The organism is Arthrobacter caoxuetaonis, assembly GCF_023921125.1.
In the GTDB taxonomy this organism is placed as follows: Bacteria; Actinomycetota; Actinomycetes; order Actinomycetales; family Micrococcaceae; genus Arthrobacter_B; species Arthrobacter_B caoxuetaonis.
The window spans coordinates 2,897,593-2,913,988 of the sequence record NZ_CP099466.1 but is presented as its reverse complement, the minus strand read 5'-3'; the positions used below and the strand labels follow the sequence as shown (position 1 = coordinate 2,913,988).

Here is a 16,396-nt window from a genome sequence, read left to right as displayed (position 1 = left end):
GGTGACCGGATCCTCGAATTCCTCCAGCCAGCTCCCCGGCTCTGAGCCCGCGGCTGGGCAACTCAGCTCGCTTCAGGCCGCCCGCTCGGCCGTCGCGGCCCTGGCACGGGCAGGAGTGCGGGACGTTGTCCTTGCCCCGGGCTCGCGCAGCGCACCCCTGGCCTATGCGCTGGCCGAGGCACAGGTGCAGGGCCTGGTCCAGGTCCATGTCCGCATTGATGAGCGGGTTGCCGGGTTCACGGCCCTGGGACTGGCAAGGGGCGGGAAACGCCCGGCAGCCGTGGCAACGACGTCGGGCACCGCCGTGGGTGAGCTGCTCCCGGCTGTCATGGAGGCGCACCACGCGGGCATCGCGCTGGTCGTGCTTTCCGCTGACCGTCCGGCTGAACTCCATGGCACCGGAGCCAACCAGACCACGGCCCAGGACGCCATTTTCGGGAAGTTCCCCGCCGCGGAAGCGAACGTGGGTGCGGGGGAGGACCCGGCCGGTGCCATCACCGCCGCCTTCGACCGCGTCGGCGGCAGCGTCCCGGCCGGACCGGTGCACATCAACCTGCAGTTCCGCGATCCTCTGGTCCCCACCGAGGCAGATGCCCTGGGACTGGGCCCGGCCAGCACAGCCGCTCCGGTGCTGCCGGCCGGTGCCGAGCACACGCCCGGGGTGCTGGCAGACCTCGGCGGAACGCACCGCACTGTTGTGGTGGCCGGTGACGGGGCAGGGGAAATCGCGGCGATGTTTGCCCAGCGGGCTGGGCTGCCGCTGTTTGCTGAACCCTCCTCCAACGCGCGTTTCGGGCCGAACTCCGTCACCGCCTACCGGCTGCTGCTTGAGGAGCTCGGCGGGCAGATCGAACGGGTGGTGGTCTTTGGCCGGCCAACACTGTCCAGGCCCATCACTGCCCTGCTGGCCCGCCCCGAGGTCAGGAAAGCGCTCTACGTGCCGCGGCCGGTCAACTGGTTCATCCCCGGCAAGCGCCCGGAAACCCTGATCTCCGACCTCCCGGCACTGCTGCACTTCGCCGGAACCGGTTCGCCCGGCTGGCTTGAGGCGTGGCAGCTGGCCTCCGCCGCTGCCGAGGCCGCACTCGAGGACCTGCTCGCCTCAGAAGCTGAACTGAGCGGACTCCATGTCGCCGGTCTGGTCTGGCACCACTCTGACGGAAACCTGGTGCTGGGATCCTCCAACACCATCCGGGACGTGGACCTGGTGGCCTCCGGCGCCTGGCACCCGCTCGACGTCTACGCGAACCGCGGCCTGGCCGGCATCGACGGGACGATCGCCACGGCCTCCGGAATCGCGCTTGCGCACGGCATCCCCACCCGGCTTCTGCTCGGAGACCTCACTTTCCTGCACGACGCCGGCGCCTTGCTGCTCCCCAACGGCGAGACCGAGCCGGACCTGCAGCTGGTGATCCTGAACGACGCCGGCGGCGGCATCTTCACCACGCTGGAGCACGGCGAGCTGGGAGAGAGCGACCAGTACCGAGGCGTCGTCGAACGCTTCTTCGGCACACCCCACCAGGCAGACATTCCCGCCTTGTGCGCCGGCTACGGCGTCCGCCACCAGCTGGCCCGGACGACGGCCGAACTTACCGCGGCGCTCCAGGCTCCGGTGCATGGCAGGTCCGTGATCGAAGTCCCGGTGCAGCGCTCCGGGCTGCGGGCACTGCATCGCAGGGTTCAGGCTGCCGTGCAGGGCGCCGTCGGCTAACGCCAAAACGGCAGAAAAAGCGGCTGTGGCCTGCACCGGTGAAGGTGCAGGCCACAGCCGCTTCTTCGCGGAGAGCTAGAGAACCTTGGAGAGGAAGGACCGGGTCCGCTCATTCTGCGGGTTGCCCAGCACGGCCGCCGGTGCGCCCTGTTCTACGACGACGCCGCCGTCCATGAACACCACGCGGTCTCCGACCTCGCGGGCGAAGCCCATCTCGTGGGTCACCACCATCATGGTCATGCCTTCCTGGGCCAGCTGGCGCATGACCTCCAGGACGTCGCCGACCAGTTCCGGGTCAAGTGCCGAGGTGGGCTCGTCGAAGAGCATCATGTCCGGGTCCATGGACAGGGCGCGGGCAATCGCCACGCGCTGCTGCTGGCCGCCGGAGAGCTGGGCGGGGAACGCCTTGGCGCGGTCGGCCAGGCCCACCTTCGCCAGGTTCTTCATGGCGGTTTCCTCGGCCTCTGCCTTGCCGCGCTTCTTGGCCCGGCGCTGGGCCAGGGTCAGGTTCTGCAGCACGTTCAGGTGCGGGAACAGGTTGAACTGCTGGAAGACCATCCCGATCCGGGTGCGGACGGCATCGAGGTCCGTCTCCGGGTCCGTAATGTCGGTGCCCTCCACCATGATGGTGCCGCTGGTCGGTTCCTCGAGCCGGTTCACGCACCGCAGGAGGGTGGACTTTCCGGAGCCGGACGGGCCGATAACGCAGACAACCTCGCCCTGGTTGACGTGGAAGTCGATGCCCTTGAGCACTTCGTTGTCGCCGAAGGACTTGTGCAGGTTCTTTACTTCGATGGCCGGGACGTTGCCGGCCCGGTTCTGTGCCGCTGTGCTCACTTGAGGTTACCGGCCTCTCTGGTTGTGGCGTTCGAGTTTGGCGACCAGCTGCGTCAGCGGCAGGGTGATGACCAGGTACATGGCTGCCGCCAGCACCAGGGGAGTGGCGTTGGCGGACTGGGAGACGGAATCCCGGGCGAACGTTGTCAGTTCGCGGTCCTGCAGGGCCATGCCGGCAATGAAGAGCAGGGAGGTGTCCTTGATCAGGATCACCAGTTCATTGGTCAGGGGCGGGGTAATGATACGGAACGCCTGGGGCAGGGTGACCGAGACCATGGTCCAGGCCGGGCCCATGCCCAGCGAGCGTGCAGCTTCGGTCTGTCCGGCCGGAACAGCCTGGATGCCTGCGCGGATGGTCTCGGCGATGTAGGCGCCGGAGACCATGATGAGGGCGATCAGGCCGGCACCGGCGCTGCCGCCCGGCGGACGCCAGGAGAAGGCGATCGGCACCGCGAAGGCAATCGCGAAGATGACCAGCAGGGCCGGCAGTCCGCGGAAGATTTCGATGTAGACCGTTGCAGCCCAGCGGTAGGGCCCCACGGGGGAGAGCTTCATGAGGGCCAGAATGAGGCCGAGGATCAGTCCGCCGATGAACGCGATGACGGTGTAGATGACGGTGTTCTTGACCGCCACAGTAATGATGTCCGGGAACGCCCGGCGGGCCACTTCTGCGTCGAAGAAGTTGACCCCGATCGCCTTCCAGTCCGCGAGCAGGACTACGGCGAGGACAGCCAGAACGAAGACGGCATACAGGATGCCCCGGGTGAGGCGTCTGCGGGTGGACGGTTTCAAGGGGGGAGCCTTCCGCGGAAGTGAATGGCGCCGTCCCGGGCAGGTTCTTCCACCCGGGACGGCAGTCGGTCAGTCAGGTGTTATTCGGTGAAGTACTTGTCGTAGATCTCCTGGTACTTGCCGTTGTCGCGCAGCTCGGTCAGCTGCTCGTTGACGGCTGAAACCAGTTCTTCGGGGGCGTCCTTGGCCATGGCGAACCCGTAGGATTCATTGGTCTCGAACTCTTCCGCGATGGTGAAGGCGCCTTCCTCGGTGTGCCCCAGGTTGACGGGAAGATCCTGCAGGACGGCGTCTACCTGGCCGGCCTGCAGCGCCGGGTAGAGTTCGGCATCGCTCGGGAAGGAGCTGATGTTGGCTTCGGGAGCGTTGTCCCGTGCGTAGGCTTCACCGGTGGTGCCCTGCTGCACGCCCAGGTTCTTTCCGGCGAGATCCTCGATGCCGGTGATGTCCGAGCCCTCGGGCACCAGGATGGACTGGAGCGAGTCATAGTACGGATCGGAGAACGTGAGGTTCTTCTTCCGCTCCTCGGTGATGGTCATGGCGCTGGCAACGAGGTCGCACTGGCCTGCGGCCAGCGAGGTGCCGCTCTGCAGGCCGTCGAAGCCGACGTCCTGAACGGCCAGTTCAAGGCCCATGCCGGTTGCGATCTCCTTGACGAGATCCATGTCGAAGCCGGTGTATTCGCCGTCTTCACCTTCGAATTCGAACGGGGCGTAGGGGACATCCGAGCACACGGTGAGCGTGCCCTCGGATACGAGGTTCATTCCGGAGTCAGAGGCGCTGTCGCTTTCGCCGCCGCAGGCGGACAGTACCAGCGCGGAAAGCGCCGCAGCGGCCAGGACGGTGGATCGTGCTTTGTACGGCATGGATTGGTACCTTCTCTTGGAGCTGGGCGGAACCGCGGGCGGTTCCGGACGATATGGGCGAGCAGTCTCGATTGTACGCATCCCATTCGGCCGGGTGCCGCCGGTCACAGTCTGCCCTGCACAACAGACGGCGCGGACCCTGGTTGACCAAGGCCAGCGCCGTCGTGCAGCTGCGGGTGCTTATTCGGTGAAGTACTTGTCGTAGAGCTCCTGGTACTTGCCGTTGGAGCGCAGCTCAGCGAGCTCAGCGTTCACGGCGGCAACCAGTTCAGCGCTGCCGTCCTTCTTCATGGCCAGCCCGTAGACTTCGTCCGTTTCGTAGGTGGCGGAGATGGTGAAGGCGCCGCCGTCAGTGTGGTCCAGATTGACCGGCAGATCCTGGAGGACGGCGTCGATCGCGCCTGCCTGCAGGGCGGGGAAAAGCTCAGCGTCGGTCTGGAAGGAGACAACTTCGGCGTCGCCGGCGTTTTCACGGGCATAGGACTCGCCGGTGGTGCCCTGCTGCACGCCGATCTTCTTGCCGGCCAGGTCTTCCAGGGACTTCACGGCAGAATCCTTGGGAACCAGCAGGGACTGCAGGGAGTCGTAGTACGGCTCGGAGAACGCCATCTTGGCTTCACGCTCGGGCGTGACGGACATGGCAGCAGCGATCACGTCGCACTGGCCGGCGGCCAGGACGGTACCGCTCTGCAGGCCGTCGAAGCTCACGTTCTGCACTTGCCATTCCAGGTCCATGCCCGCGGCGATCTCCCGGGTCAGGTCCATGTCGAACCCGGTGTACTCACCGTTGTCATCGACATACTCGAACGGCTGGAACGGAACGTTGGAGCAGACAGTCAGTGTGCCGTCCTTGACCAGTCCCAGGCCGGAGTCCCCGGCGGCGTCAGACCCTGAGCTGCAGGCGGCGAGGCTGAGGGCACCGAGGGCCAGAACAGCGGCGACGGCGTTGCGTGCTTTGTGGTGCATGGGTTTAGAACCTTAGGTCGGAACGGAGCGTTCGGCTCCGGTTGGGGGCAGGAAAAAGGCGGCCAAAGGCCGCTCTCCGGGAATAAATTGTACGCGCCGCTCAGGAAGGCTGGCCGGAGAGCACCCTCGCCCGGTCCAGTCCCAGGGCTTCGAGCATCGGACGGAACTTGGACCAGGTTTCCTCCAGCTCGGCGGCCGGATTGGAACCGGAGACGATTCCGCAGCCTGCAAACAGGCGGACAGCTTGGGGTTCTTCGATGACCGCCCCGCGAAGAGCGATGCCCCATTCCCCGTTCCCGGCGGCGTCGAACCAGCCCACCGGACCGGCATACGGACCGCGGTCCATGTGTTCAAGTTCACTGATCAGTTCCCCGGCCACGCTGGTGGGATACCCGCAGACGGCGGCGGTGGGGTGGAGCGCTTCGACGAGGTCCAGCGGCGTGGGCAGGGCGCCGTCGCGGGGCTGCAGGTCGGCCGTGACATCAGAGGCCAGGTGCCACACGTTGGGCAGTTCCAGCACGAAGGGCTCGCTGTGCGAGGTCATGGAGGACGTGAAGGGCTCCAGCTGGCGGGTCACGGAATCAATGGCGATGGCGTGTTCGTGCTGCTGCTTTTCCGAGCCGGCCAGGACCCGCTTGGCATAGCCGGGATCGTCCAGCGGGGCGGTGGCGCGGTCCAGCGTCCCGGCCAGCACCCGTGCCCGGGCCTTGCCGTCCTCTACCTTGATCAGCATTTCCGGCGTGGACCCGATCAGTCCGTCCACTGAATAGGTCCAGCAGCTCGCGTAGCGCAGCGCCAGTTCCCGCAGGACCTGCGCCGTGGCTATGGGGGAGGACAGGCTGGCCACGATGTCGCGGGCCAGGACAATCTTGCTTAGCTCCCCGGCGGCGATATGGGCCACTGAGCGGGCGACGGCGTTCTTCCATTCCGATTCGGAGAGCATTCCGGGCAGGATGGCGTCGCTGCCCAGGGACAGCGAGTCCGCGGAGATTTCCTCCAGATAGCCGGCCAGGGCCGCTGCCACCGACTCCCGGTCGAGGACCGCGTCCGGATCGAGTGTGGTGAGGGTGGCCCAAGCGGTTCCGTTGCGGGAACCCACAACGATTTCCGGCACCACGACGCGGGAGAGGAAGGGGGAGCGCTTGGAGAAGGCAAAGGACCCGAAGGCGGCGAGGCCGGTTCCCGGAACCTGGACCTCGTCCTGGACGTCGGCGGCCGCGCTGACCGTGTTCCACCAGGAACGGGCGGAAGCGAAGCGCTCCGGTCCGGTCGCGGTGTGCCGGAGGGTTTCCCCGAAACCGACGAGGCCTTCGCCGTGGCGGACCCAGCACAGCTGGTCGTCGCGGACCAGGTACTCCAGGAGTCCAATGGCGGCTGAAGGCACGCCCAGGGGAACAGTAAGGGAACGCAGGGTGGTCATAGTATCTCCGACTGTACTCCGCATGCCTGATTGCCCCATATTCATGCCGTCGGGACAGCGCCGGGAAACACACGGGTTTGTGACCAAATGCAAACGGGTAGTTTCCGGTTCGGCTGGCCGAACATTGTTTGAGACAATGAGCGGGTGAAGCGCGCAACTTTGGAAAAACGCCCTGATGAAGTCGCTGCCATGTTTGACGAGGTGGCACCCAAATACGACATCGTCAACGACGTGCTGTCCCTGGGCCAGACCCGCCGCTGGCGGCGCCTGGTGGTCGAGGCAGTAGGTGCACGCCGCGGCCAGCGCGTGCTGGACCTTGCAGCCGGCACCGGCACTTCCAGTGAGCCCTACGCCGATGCGGGAATCGGCGTCGTCGCCTGTGATTTTTCCCTGGGCATGCTCACGGTGGGCAAGCGGCGCCGCCCGGACATCGACTTCGTGGCCGGAGACGCCACCAACCTGCCGTTCGCTGACGAATCCTTTGATGCCGCCACTATCTCCTTCGGCCTGCGCAATGTGAATGAACCGCAGAAGGCCCTGGAAGAGATGTACCGGGTGACCAAGCCCGGCGGAACGCTGGTCATTGCTGAGTTCTCCTCTCCGGTGGTACCGGTGTGGCGCACTATGTACACCGAGTACCTGATGCGCGCGCTGCCCCCGATCGCCCGCAAGGTGGCTTCCAACCCGGACGCCTACGTTTACCTGGCCGAATCGATCCGTGCGTGGCCGGACCAGGATGGGCTGGCAGCCTGGATTTCCGCTGCCGGCTGGCAGGACGTTGCCTACCGCAACCTCTCCGGCGGAATCGTCGCGATCCACCGCGCCGTCAAGCCGGGCGGGACCGCCGGCTGACGTGAGCGTCCTGATAGTCGGGGCAGGCCCCGCCGGCTCCACCGCAGCCTATTACCTGGCCTCTGCCGGGATCGACGTGACCGTACTGGAGAAGACGTCCTTTCCGCGTGAAAAAGTCTGCGGCGACGGACTGACTCCGCGCGCCGTCCGGGAAATCCAGTTACTCGGCCTGCCGCATGAGGAAGCTGCGGGCTGGCGCAGGAACAAGGGCCTGCGCCTGATCGCTGCGGGACGCACGGTTGAGCTGCCCTGGCCGGACCTTGAGGATTTCCCCTCCTACGGACTGGTGCGCACGCGCCTGGGCTTCGACGAAGAACTGGCGCAGCATGCGCGCTCTGCCGGAGCCGTCATCCTGGAGCGGCACAGCGTCACGGAGGCGCTGCGCGATGACACCGGACGGGTCTGCGGTGTGCGCGCGAATGTCCTCGACGAGAACGGCCGGCGCACGGGAGAAACCCGCGAATTCGCCGCCGACGTGGTCCTCGCTGCCGATGGGAACTCCAGCCGCACCGCCCTGAGCCTGGGCCTGGAAAAACGCGATGACCGGCCCCTCGGCGTCGCGGTGCGCACGTACTTCACGTCCCCGCGCACCAATGACGACTGGATGGAAGGCTGGCTGGAACTGCCCGATGCCTCCGGCAATCCGCTTCCCGGCTACGGCTGGGTCTTCGGCGTGGGAGACGGAACCTCCAACGTCGGACTGGGAATCCTGAACTCCTCCAAGGAATTCGGCAAGCTGGACTATCGCAAGGTCCTGCGTGACTGGACGGCGGGAATGCCTCCGGAGTGGGGCTTCACCCCGGAGAACCAGGTGGGGGAAATCCGCGGAGCGGCCCTGCCCATGGGCTTCAACCGCACTCCGCACTATTCGCCCGGGCTGCTGCTCCTGGGCGACGCCGGCGGAATGGTCAGTCCCTTCAACGGCGAGGGCATTTCCTACGCGATGGAATCAGCCCGGTTTGCGGCGGATTACATTGTCTCCGCCGGCCAGGCTGCCTCCCGTCCGGGCATGCTTTCGGCACAAGCCGCTTACGACGGCGTCCTGGCCGGGTATGCGGACCGCGTGCGGTCCGAGTGGGGCAGCCACTTCACCCTGGGCCGCATTTTTGCCGGCCTGATCGGCAAGCCCGCGGTCATGAAACTGGCGCTGCGCACCGGTATGCCGATCCCCGTGCTGATGAAGTTCGTGGTGCGGATGCTCGCGAACCTCACCGATGCATCGCCCCGGAGGGTGGAGGATAGAGTGATTGCCTTGATGGAAATGCTTGTTCCAGCCGCTTCAAACCAGGACTCCGTGCCTGCCCCGGCCCGGGGTGCACGCCCTGCCGCTGAGGCCGGCCATGTCTAACCCTGCCAACCCGTCCCGCCGAGAAGTTAGCCTTGAACAGTGACTGAATCCACCAATGCCAGCCCGGACGCCTTCGGGGACGCTGAGATGGCGCTGCCGCCGGGATTTGCGCCCCTCGCCGAGGATCCTGTCCTGGGGCCCGCCATCGTGTCCGGTCTTGAGAAGGTGGAAGAGGAGCTTCGGGAAGCGATTGCCAACTCGGACCCTTTCGCTGACGCCACCTCCAGGCACCTGCTCGAAGCAGGCGGGAAGCGTATCCGCCCGCTACTGGTGCTGCTGGCCTCCCACCTGGGACCGAACCCGGGCGGGCCCGAGGTTCGTACCTCCGCCGTCGTTGTTGAACTGACCCACCTTGCCACCCTCTATCACGACGACGTGATGGACTCGGCTCCGGTGCGCCGCGGGGCCCCCACAGCCCACGAAGTATGGGGAAACTCGGTGGCCGTCCTGACCGGCGACCTGATCTTTGCGCGCGCTTCCTCCCTGGTGTCCGTTCTGGGTCCCGAAGCCTTGGCGATCCAGGCCCGCACGTTCGAACGCCTGGTCATGGGGCAGCTGCAGGAGACCATGGGACCGGCCGACGGCGAGGATCCGCTGGAACACTACCTGTCCGTCATCGGCGGAAAAACCGGCTCGCTGATTGCGGCGTCCGGCCAGCTGGGTGCACTGTTCGGCGGGGCTGATGCGAAGACTGTCGAGATCATGGTCGAGTACGGCGAGAAGATTGGCGTGGCCTTCCAGCTCGCCGACGATGTCATCGACGTCGCCGGGCTGAAGGACAAGTCGGGGAAGACGCCCGGCACCGACCTGCGCGAAGGCGTCCCCACCCTTCCGGTCCTGCTGCTGCGGCGCAACGCCGCTGCCGGTGACGCGGATGCTGCCGCGGTCCTGGAACTCGTGGACGCGGACCTGACATCGGATGAGGCCCTGGCTGCTGCGGTTGCCGCAGTCCGCGGCAACCGTGCCACTGCCCAGGCCTGGGACGTCGCACGCCAGTGGGCTGCAGACGCCGTCGCAGCCCTGGAGCCGATGCCCGATTCCGTGGTCAAGGCATCCCTGGCAGCGTTTGCCGAAGCCGTCGTGGAGCGCGAGGCGTAAGGCCCGTACGCCGCGGGTGCCCAGCACCCGCGGCCGGTACTACTGGTCGTCCAGGTTTTCGTCGTCCTCGAAGACCCACTCGAACATGTCGAAGACATACTCGCTGAAGGTGCCTTCTTCGCTCTGCCACTCGCCGCGGGCGTTGTTGCGGCGCCAGACGATCGGGTCCGGCACGGCCAGCTGGTCGACGCGGAATCCCCAGGCGAACTTCTCGTCCTCGTCTTCCAGGAAGAGCAGGTAGCCGTCCTCGACCTCGAGCTCGTCGGGGTCCCAGAAGAAGTGGTAGGCCTCCATCAGGTCTTCGCAGCTGCCCAGTGCCAGATAGAACTCACGCAGGACCAGCGGAATGTCGAAGTCGTGTTCGTCGAGGATCTCGTCGAGCTCGTCCGGAGCCAGGCCGTCCTCGGGGCGCCATTTGTCCTCAAGGTACTTCGGAACCAGGGCGCGGAACTTTTCCAGGAACATTTCACTCATTGGGGGATCTCCAACGTTGCAGGCGGGCGTACTTCAATCCTAGCCGTGCGCCGGGGCCGGAAGGTCCGCGCCGGTTCCCGGCAGTGACGGGCGCAGCTAACCGGTCCGGCGGGCAAGTCCGGGGTAGTCGATCACGGCGCCGTCGGCGTCGACCGTGAGTTCCGCGGTGAAGCCGCGCGTGGCGGAGCTGTAAAGGACAATCGCGTTCCCGCGTTCTTCGCGGTAGGGGGAGACCTGCGAGTAGACCTGTTCGCTGGCCAGTACGCGCAGGCTGGGCATTTCCACCCACGCCATGGTCAGCCGTGTCTCGTCAGGCGGCGCGGCATGGTTAAGCAGGTCCAGTCGCAGGATCGGCATGGTGTTGGTCAGCGGGCAGAGACCGAGGTCGCAGTCCTGCGCGTTGTCCAGGGCCAGGGGATCTTCGATGCCGGGTTCAGGCAGGTCAGGGTTGCCGGAGGATCTCACCTGGGAATCCCAGCGCCCGTCGACCGAGCGTGTCAGTTCGAGGGAGCGCGACCAGTCCGGCCCCGTCACCTCTACCTGCAGCCGGCGTGTCACCCAGCCGGGGGAAGTGCTCAGCGTCCAGGTTGCGCGGTAGTCATCGCACGTGGACGTGCCGCTGGCGGCCAGTTCCGTTTCGCGGAAGGAGACGACGGCGGTATCCCGGCGGCCGGGGTCGTCGGTGCCCGCCCAGTGAAGGGTCCTGGCGGGCTGCGCTGGCAAGTCCATCCCTACAGAGTAAAGTCCGGCACAAAGGGGCACAAAACCGTGCCGCCGGAGGCCAGGCAGGGGACGGCACCGCCAAGCCCGCCTACCCGGCGAGCCGGCGGACGTTCAGCGCGAGGTACAGGTGGACGCGGTCTGCCGTGACGGACGGGTCGTAGCCCGAAAGGTCAGCAATTTGGGAGAGCCGGTAACGCACTGTGTTCCGGTGCAGGCCCAGGGCCTGGGCGACCTTGGCGACCGAACCATTCAGCGCCAGGTACTTCTCGAGAGTGGGGACCAGCTCCGCGTCGTGGGCCTTGTCAAAGTCCGTCAGCGGGTCCAGTGCCTCCGCGGCGAGGTCCGCCAGCGGGACGTCCCGGCTGGCCATCAGCAGCGACGCCAGGCTCAGACGGTCGGGTTCGTTGACCGCGGCGCCGCGCAGCAGCCCTTCCTTTGCCTCGTAGTAGCCCCAGCGAAGGCCCGCCGGTTCGGCGTAGGCGCCGCCCGCGCCCACCTTGGCGGTGATGCCCGCTTCCCGCAGGTATCCACCCAGCGCGGCGGCCAGCTCCGTGGAATTGCCGTCGGCCACCAGGAGTGCCAGCCGGTCCTCGCAGATGGCAGTGACGGCGGAGTCGAAGAGTGCCGGCAGGGGCAGGGACGGCAGGAGCCGAGCCTGGCCCGGGACAGCCTCCACCAGCAAGGTCAGCTGGCGGCGCTCGGTGTCCACTCCCGCGGCACGCAGCCGGTGGACGGCGTCCTGGCCGGAGAGCTTGCCCGCCACCACATCGGCCAGCAGCTGGCCGTTCACCACGCGTTCGCGTGCCCGCCTGCGTGAGAGGTTGTTCAGCTCCACACTGATCAGGCTCTGGGCATAGGCGAGCAGATCCGGCTGGCGGAACGGTTCAGCTACTTCAAGGGTGCAGCGGTCCCGCATCCCGGTGGCGATCGGCGTGCTGTGCCAGCGGGTTCCTTCCGGAGGCTCCCCGGTGCTGAAGACGCGGCTGCCGTAGCGGTAGAGGGCCACCTCGGATCCGAGGATGCGGCCCAGCTGCCGCAGCAGACCGGCGAGGCCCTGCCCGGAGAGCAGCGCCTGGGCCAGGATCTGGTGCCCAGAGAGCAGATCGCGCAGGTGCTCGGTGTGGTCTGCCGACAAGGCGTCGGCCACGAGCTTTCCGATGGCAATGAACGGGGTGTCGTAGGGAACCTCGAATACCGGCACGCCCAGGCGGTTGGCTTCTTCCAAGAGGGGTCCGGGCACACGGGCCTGGCTCAGTCCGGTACCGAAGCCGATGGCTAGTGCCCCTGCACGGTGCACACTCTCGACGAACCGGCGCTGCACCGCACCGGTCCGCTGCCGGATGCCGGTGGTCAGAACCACTTCACCGCCGCTCAGGAAAGGGGACGGATCTTCGAGCTCGGTCACCGCTACCCACTGCACTTCAACGGGTTCAACGGGTGCGGTCCCCTTGACCGCAAGACCCAGGTTTTCGGCATCGAGGAGGGTGGTGAGGGAGATAGGCACGGGTTCAACTATAGGATGTCCGGATTGGACGGATGCACGGCAAGTGGCTGGCCCTGTTGTGCGGATGACCGTCCCTCAGTTCCGGCCTGGAGCGTAAATTTGGATCACTGCGGCCTATAGCCCCCATCACTTTTCCCTTGAGAGGCAGAACCATGAGCACATCAGCCACTGAACCGACCTACCGGCTGGAGCAGAAGCGGAACATTACCGGAACCTTCCCCGGGCCCAAGTCCGCTGCGCTGAATGAGCGCCGTGCAGCCGTCGTCGCCAAGGGAGTCGCGTCCAGCGTTCCCGTGTATGTCCAGGACGCCGACGGCGGCATCATCCAGGACGTTGACGGCAATTCGTTCATCGACCTCGGTTCGGGAATCGCAGTTACCAGCGTAGGCGCCTCTGATCCCGCCGTCGTCGCTGCGGCCCAGGAGCAGGTTGCCCGGTTCACGCACACCTGCTTCATGGTCACGCCGTACGAAGGCTATGTGGCTGTCGCCGAGAAGCTGGCAGAGCTCACCCCGGGCACCCACGAGAAGCGCACCGTGCTCTTCAACTCCGGCGCCGAAGCTGTGGAGAACGCCATCAAGATTGCCCGTTCGGCCACCGGCCGCCAGGCTGTCGTTGCATTCGACCACGCCTACCACGGCCGCACCAACCTCACCATGGGCCTGACCGCGAAGGCGATGCCCTACAAGACCGGTTTCGGTCCCTTCGCCTCCGAGATCTACCGCATGCCCATGAGCTACCCGTTCCGTGAAGAGAACCCGGAGATCACCGGCACCGAGGCCGCAGAGCGCGCGATCCTGGCCATCGAGAAGCAGATCGGCGCCGACCAGCTTGCTGCCCTCCTGATCGAGCCGATCCAGGGTGAAGGCGGCTTCATCGTCCCCGCGGAGGGCTTCCTTCCCCGCCTGGCAGCTTGGGCCAAGGAAAACGGAATCGTCTTCATCGCGGATGAAGTCCAGTCCGGTTTCTGCCGCACCGGTGAGTGGTTCGCCGTGAACCACGAAGGTGTTGTTCCGGACATCATGACGATGGCCAAGGGCATTGCCGGCGGCATGCCGCTCTCCGCGGTGACCGGCCGGGCGGACCTGCTCGACGCCGTCCACCCCGGCGGTCTGGGCGGCACGTACGGCGGCAACCCGGTGGCCTGCGCCTCGGCACTGGCAGTCATCGAAACCATGATCGAACAGGACCTTGCCGGCCGTGCACGCCGGATTGAGGAACTAACCGTTCCCCGTCTGCAGGAGACCGCTGAAAAGACCGGCGTCATCGGCGAAGTCCGCGGCCGCGGCGCCATGCTGGCCATTGAACTGGTCAAGCCCGGGTCCAAGGCTCCCAACGCCGAAGCAGCCAAGGCGATCGCCGCGGCCTGCCTGGCCGAGGGCGTCATCATCCTCACCTGCGGCACCTACGGGAACGTCATCCGCCTGCTGCCGCCGCTGGTGATCAGCGACGAACTGCTCTCGGACGGCCTTGACGTGCTGGAAGCAGCGATCCGCGCGCAGGCCTAGGCTGCAGCGGCAAGGATTAACGGGCGGTCTCCGGAACATTTCCGGGGGCCGCCCTCTTTTGTCAGCAGTTTTGTCAGCAGCGCGCTGGTCTCATCTTCAAGCGTGGCCGGGGACGGGAAGCTGCCCCGAAAACCCCCGGACCACCGCATCCAAACCGGCTTCGAAAGCCTCCTCGGCACCCTTGCCGCCTTCCCGGGCGTGGGCTGCTGCGACGGCCGAGGTGAAAAGCGGGCTCTGGTCCGCCAGCGAGCCGGTGTCGAAAATGTCCTCGGGCGCAACGGCGTCGAACGCTGAGCCGAAAATAAAGGATTCCAGCGCGACGATAGCCGGAACTATGGCGGCCTCCTGCCATCCCGCCCGGAGGAATCCGGCCGTGACTGCCTCGTACATGGCAAGCGTCCGCGGCGCGCCGCTGACCTGCAGGACGGCGATGACCGGAATCAGGGGAGTGTGCCGGACGAAGACGCTGCGGTAGGAGCGGGCCCAGACGCGGACTGCCTGCTCCCATGGTTCCGAGGCAAACGCGGAGACGTCGACTTCCGCCATGAGGTCGTCCTGGATCCAGCGAAGGACTTCCTGTTTCGAGGCGGCGTGGTTGTACAGGGCCGAGGGCGCTACCTGGAGCTTTGCGGCAAGCGAGGACATGGTGAAGCCCTCGTAACCCCGGCTGCCAATGACCTCAAGGGCCGCCGCAGTGATGTTCTCCTGGGTGAGCACACGCTGGTGGGGGCGTCCGGCGCTTCGCCTGGCGCGTGGTGCCGGCATGTGTTCCTCCAAAGGTCACGGGCGCTTGGGTATCCCAAAAATTAATATTCGCACACGCCTCTCTGCGCGCAGCTGCGGTCGGCTAGAGTGTCGACTAAATGAATCGTATTCATTTATGGCATGGCGCGGCCGTATGCGGCCGTCGAGAGAGGACACACAGTGCAGAGCCTGGAACGTAACGTCGTCATCATTGGTGCAGGACCTTCCGGCCTGAGGGCAGCGCGGAAGCTGAAGGCCGCTGGCCTGACCGTAGCCGTGCTTGAAGCCCGCAGCCGCGTTGGCGGGCGGACCTGGTCAGATACCGTCGACGGCGCTTTCCTGGAGATCGGCGGACAGTGGATCTCACCGGACCAGGAAGCGCTGAGCGAACTGGTGGAGGAACTGGGCCTGGAAACGTTCCCGCGCTACCGCGAGGGCGAATCCGTGTACATCGGCTCCGACCGCCGCGCCGTGCGCTACTCGGGGGAGATGTTCCCGGTAGCGGAGTCGACAGCGAAGGAAATGGAGCGGCTGATCGAGCTCCTGGACGCAATGACCGCGCAAACCGATCCGGCGGCGCCGTGGACACATCCCCAGGCGCGTGAACTGGACACGGTTTCGTTCTCCCAGTGGCTGCGCAGCCAATCACAGGATGAGGAAGCCTGCAACAACATTGGCCTGTTCGTGGCCGGCGGCATGCTCACCAAACCGGCCCATTCCTTCTCCGTACTGCAGGCACTGCTCATGGCAGCCTCGGCGGGGTCCTTCTCCAACCTCGTGGACGAGAACTTCATCCTGGACCGCCGCGTGGCGGGCGGCATGCAGCAGGTTTCCGAGCGCATGGCCGCTGAGCTGGGCGACGACGTCGTACTCAACGCTCCGGTGCGTACGCTGCGCTGGTCCGACGGTCCGGAGGGCACCTCGGTCACGGCTGAGGCCGACGGCGTCACGGTCACCGCCCGCTACGCCATCATGGCGGTCCCGCCGAACCTCTACTCCCGCGTCTCCTTTGACCCGCCCCTGCCCCGCCGGCAGCACCAGATGCACCAGCACCAGTCCCTGGGACTGGTGATCAAGGTCCACGCCGTCTATGCGACGCCGTTCTGGCGGGAGGCAGGACTCTCCGGTACCTGCTTCGGCGCCCATGAGCTGGTGCAGGAGGTCTATGACAACACAAACCACGGCGATCCCCGCGGCACGCTGGTGGGCTTTGTCTCCGACGAAAAAGCCGATGCCATGTTCGAGCTCAGCGCCGGGGAACGCAAGACGGCGATCCTGGAGTCCATTGCCGGCTACCTGGGGGAGCAGGCCCTGGCACCCGAGGTCTACTACGAGTCTGACTGGGGTTCGGAGGAATGGACCCGCGGCGCCTACGCCGCCAGCTATGACCTCGGCGGCCTGCACCGGTACGGACCGGACCAGCTGGCCCCGGTGGGGCCAATCTACTGGTCCTGCTCCGATCTGGCGGCGGAGGGCTACCAGCACGTCGACGGTGCCGTCCGCATGGGCGCGCTGACGGCAGAGCGCATCATCGCGCGGTTCGAAGACTGACG

At 66.3% G+C, this 16,396-nt stretch carries 15 protein-coding genes; 6 read left to right on the top strand and 9 right to left on the bottom strand.

The window, feature by feature from the left end; translation table 11 throughout:
* Position 1 precedes the first annotated feature (1 nt).
* The gene (gene menD / locus NF551_RS13425; protein ID WP_227894161.1) at positions 2–1,711 is read left to right on the top strand and encodes a 2-succinyl-5-enolpyruvyl-6-hydroxy-3-cyclohexene-1-carboxylic-acid synthase; all 1,710 of its coding nucleotides are present in this window, start codon (positions 2–4) and stop codon (positions 1,709–1,711) included.
* A 75-nt stretch (positions 1,712–1,786) separates the two neighbouring features.
* On the opposite strand, the gene NF551_RS13420 is transcribed toward menD, so the two are convergent.
* The 5 genes from NF551_RS13420 to NF551_RS13400 all read right to left on the bottom strand — a co-directional run bounded on the left by NF551_RS13420 (position 1,787) and on the right by NF551_RS13400 (position 6,592).
* Positions 1,787–2,548 carry an amino acid ABC transporter ATP-binding protein gene (locus NF551_RS13420; RefSeq protein WP_279324711.1) on the bottom strand — a complete coding sequence of 254 codons (762 nt, stop codon included), beginning with the start codon at positions 2,546–2,548 and terminating at the stop codon, positions 1,787–1,789.
* Positions 2,549–2,554: 6 nt separating this feature from the next.
* Positions 2,555–3,340 (bottom strand): amino acid ABC transporter permease, encoded by a 786-nt coding sequence (locus NF551_RS13415; RefSeq protein ID WP_227894162.1) that lies wholly within the window; start codon positions 3,338–3,340, stop codon positions 2,555–2,557.
* 80 nt (positions 3,341–3,420) lie between these two features.
* Positions 3,421–4,206: a basic amino acid ABC transporter substrate-binding protein gene (locus tag NF551_RS13410; protein WP_227894163.1), complete on the bottom strand. Its 786-nt coding sequence runs from the start codon at positions 4,204–4,206 to the stop codon at positions 3,421–3,423.
* 180 nt (positions 4,207–4,386) lie between these two features.
* A complete protein-coding gene (locus NF551_RS13405; protein ID WP_227894164.1) occupies positions 4,387–5,172 on the bottom strand; it encodes a basic amino acid ABC transporter substrate-binding protein in 786 nt (261 codons plus the stop codon).
* A gap of 100 nt (positions 5,173–5,272) precedes the next feature.
* On the bottom strand, positions 5,273–6,592 hold the full coding sequence (locus tag NF551_RS13400) for an isochorismate synthase (RefSeq protein WP_227894165.1): 1,320 nt from the start codon (positions 6,590–6,592) through the stop codon (positions 5,273–5,275).
* Between the two features lie 144 nt (positions 6,593–6,736).
* Between NF551_RS13400 and NF551_RS13395 the strand changes: the two genes are divergently transcribed.
* The 3 genes from NF551_RS13395 to NF551_RS13385 all read left to right on the top strand — a co-directional run bounded on the left by NF551_RS13395 (position 6,737) and on the right by NF551_RS13385 (position 9,890).
* Positions 6,737–7,444, top strand: a complete 708-nt coding sequence (locus NF551_RS13395; RefSeq protein ID WP_227894166.1) for a demethylmenaquinone methyltransferase — start codon at positions 6,737–6,739, stop codon at positions 7,442–7,444.
* A 1-nt stretch (position 7,445) separates the two neighbouring features.
* The gene (locus tag NF551_RS13390; RefSeq protein WP_227894167.1) at positions 7,446–8,792 is read left to right on the top strand and encodes a geranylgeranyl reductase family protein; all 1,347 of its coding nucleotides are present in this window, start codon (positions 7,446–7,448) and stop codon (positions 8,790–8,792) included.
* A gap of 87 nt (positions 8,793–8,879) precedes the next feature.
* Positions 8,880–9,890, top strand: coding sequence for a polyprenyl synthetase family protein (locus NF551_RS13385; protein WP_227894579.1), 1,011 nt, complete (start codon positions 8,880–8,882; stop codon positions 9,888–9,890).
* Between the two features lie 39 nt (positions 9,891–9,929).
* Here the strand turns inward: NF551_RS13385 and NF551_RS13380 are convergent, their stop codons facing one another.
* From NF551_RS13380 to NF551_RS13370, 3 genes are all read right to left on the bottom strand, one after another.
* A complete protein-coding gene (locus NF551_RS13380; protein ID WP_227894168.1) occupies positions 9,930–10,364 on the bottom strand; it encodes a hypothetical protein in 435 nt (144 codons plus the stop codon).
* Positions 10,365–10,460: 96 nt separating this feature from the next.
* A complete protein-coding gene (locus NF551_RS13375; protein WP_227894169.1) occupies positions 10,461–11,093 on the bottom strand; it encodes a putative glycolipid-binding domain-containing protein in 633 nt (210 codons plus the stop codon).
* A gap of 82 nt (positions 11,094–11,175) precedes the next feature.
* Entirely contained in the window at positions 11,176–12,591 is a 1,416-nt protein-coding gene (locus NF551_RS13370; protein WP_227894170.1) for a PucR family transcriptional regulator, read from the bottom strand.
* A 152-nt stretch (positions 12,592–12,743) separates the two neighbouring features.
* Here NF551_RS13370 and gabT point away from each other — a divergent pair, with 152 nt between their 5' ends.
* Complete coding sequence (gabT, locus tag NF551_RS13365) at positions 12,744–14,099, top strand: 4-aminobutyrate--2-oxoglutarate transaminase (RefSeq protein WP_227894171.1); 1,356 nt, start codon at positions 12,744–12,746, stop codon at positions 14,097–14,099.
* Between the two features lie 96 nt (positions 14,100–14,195).
* Here the strand turns inward: gabT and NF551_RS13360 are convergent, their stop codons facing one another.
* Positions 14,196–14,864, bottom strand: a complete 669-nt coding sequence (locus NF551_RS13360) for a TetR/AcrR family transcriptional regulator (protein ID WP_227894172.1) — start codon at positions 14,862–14,864, stop codon at positions 14,196–14,198.
* Between the two features lie 159 nt (positions 14,865–15,023).
* Here NF551_RS13360 and NF551_RS13355 point away from each other — a divergent pair, with 159 nt between their 5' ends.
* Positions 15,024–16,394 (top strand): flavin monoamine oxidase family protein, encoded by a 1,371-nt coding sequence (locus NF551_RS13355; protein WP_227894173.1) that lies wholly within the window; start codon positions 15,024–15,026, stop codon positions 16,392–16,394.
* The last annotated feature ends 2 nt before the right edge of the window (positions 16,395–16,396 follow it).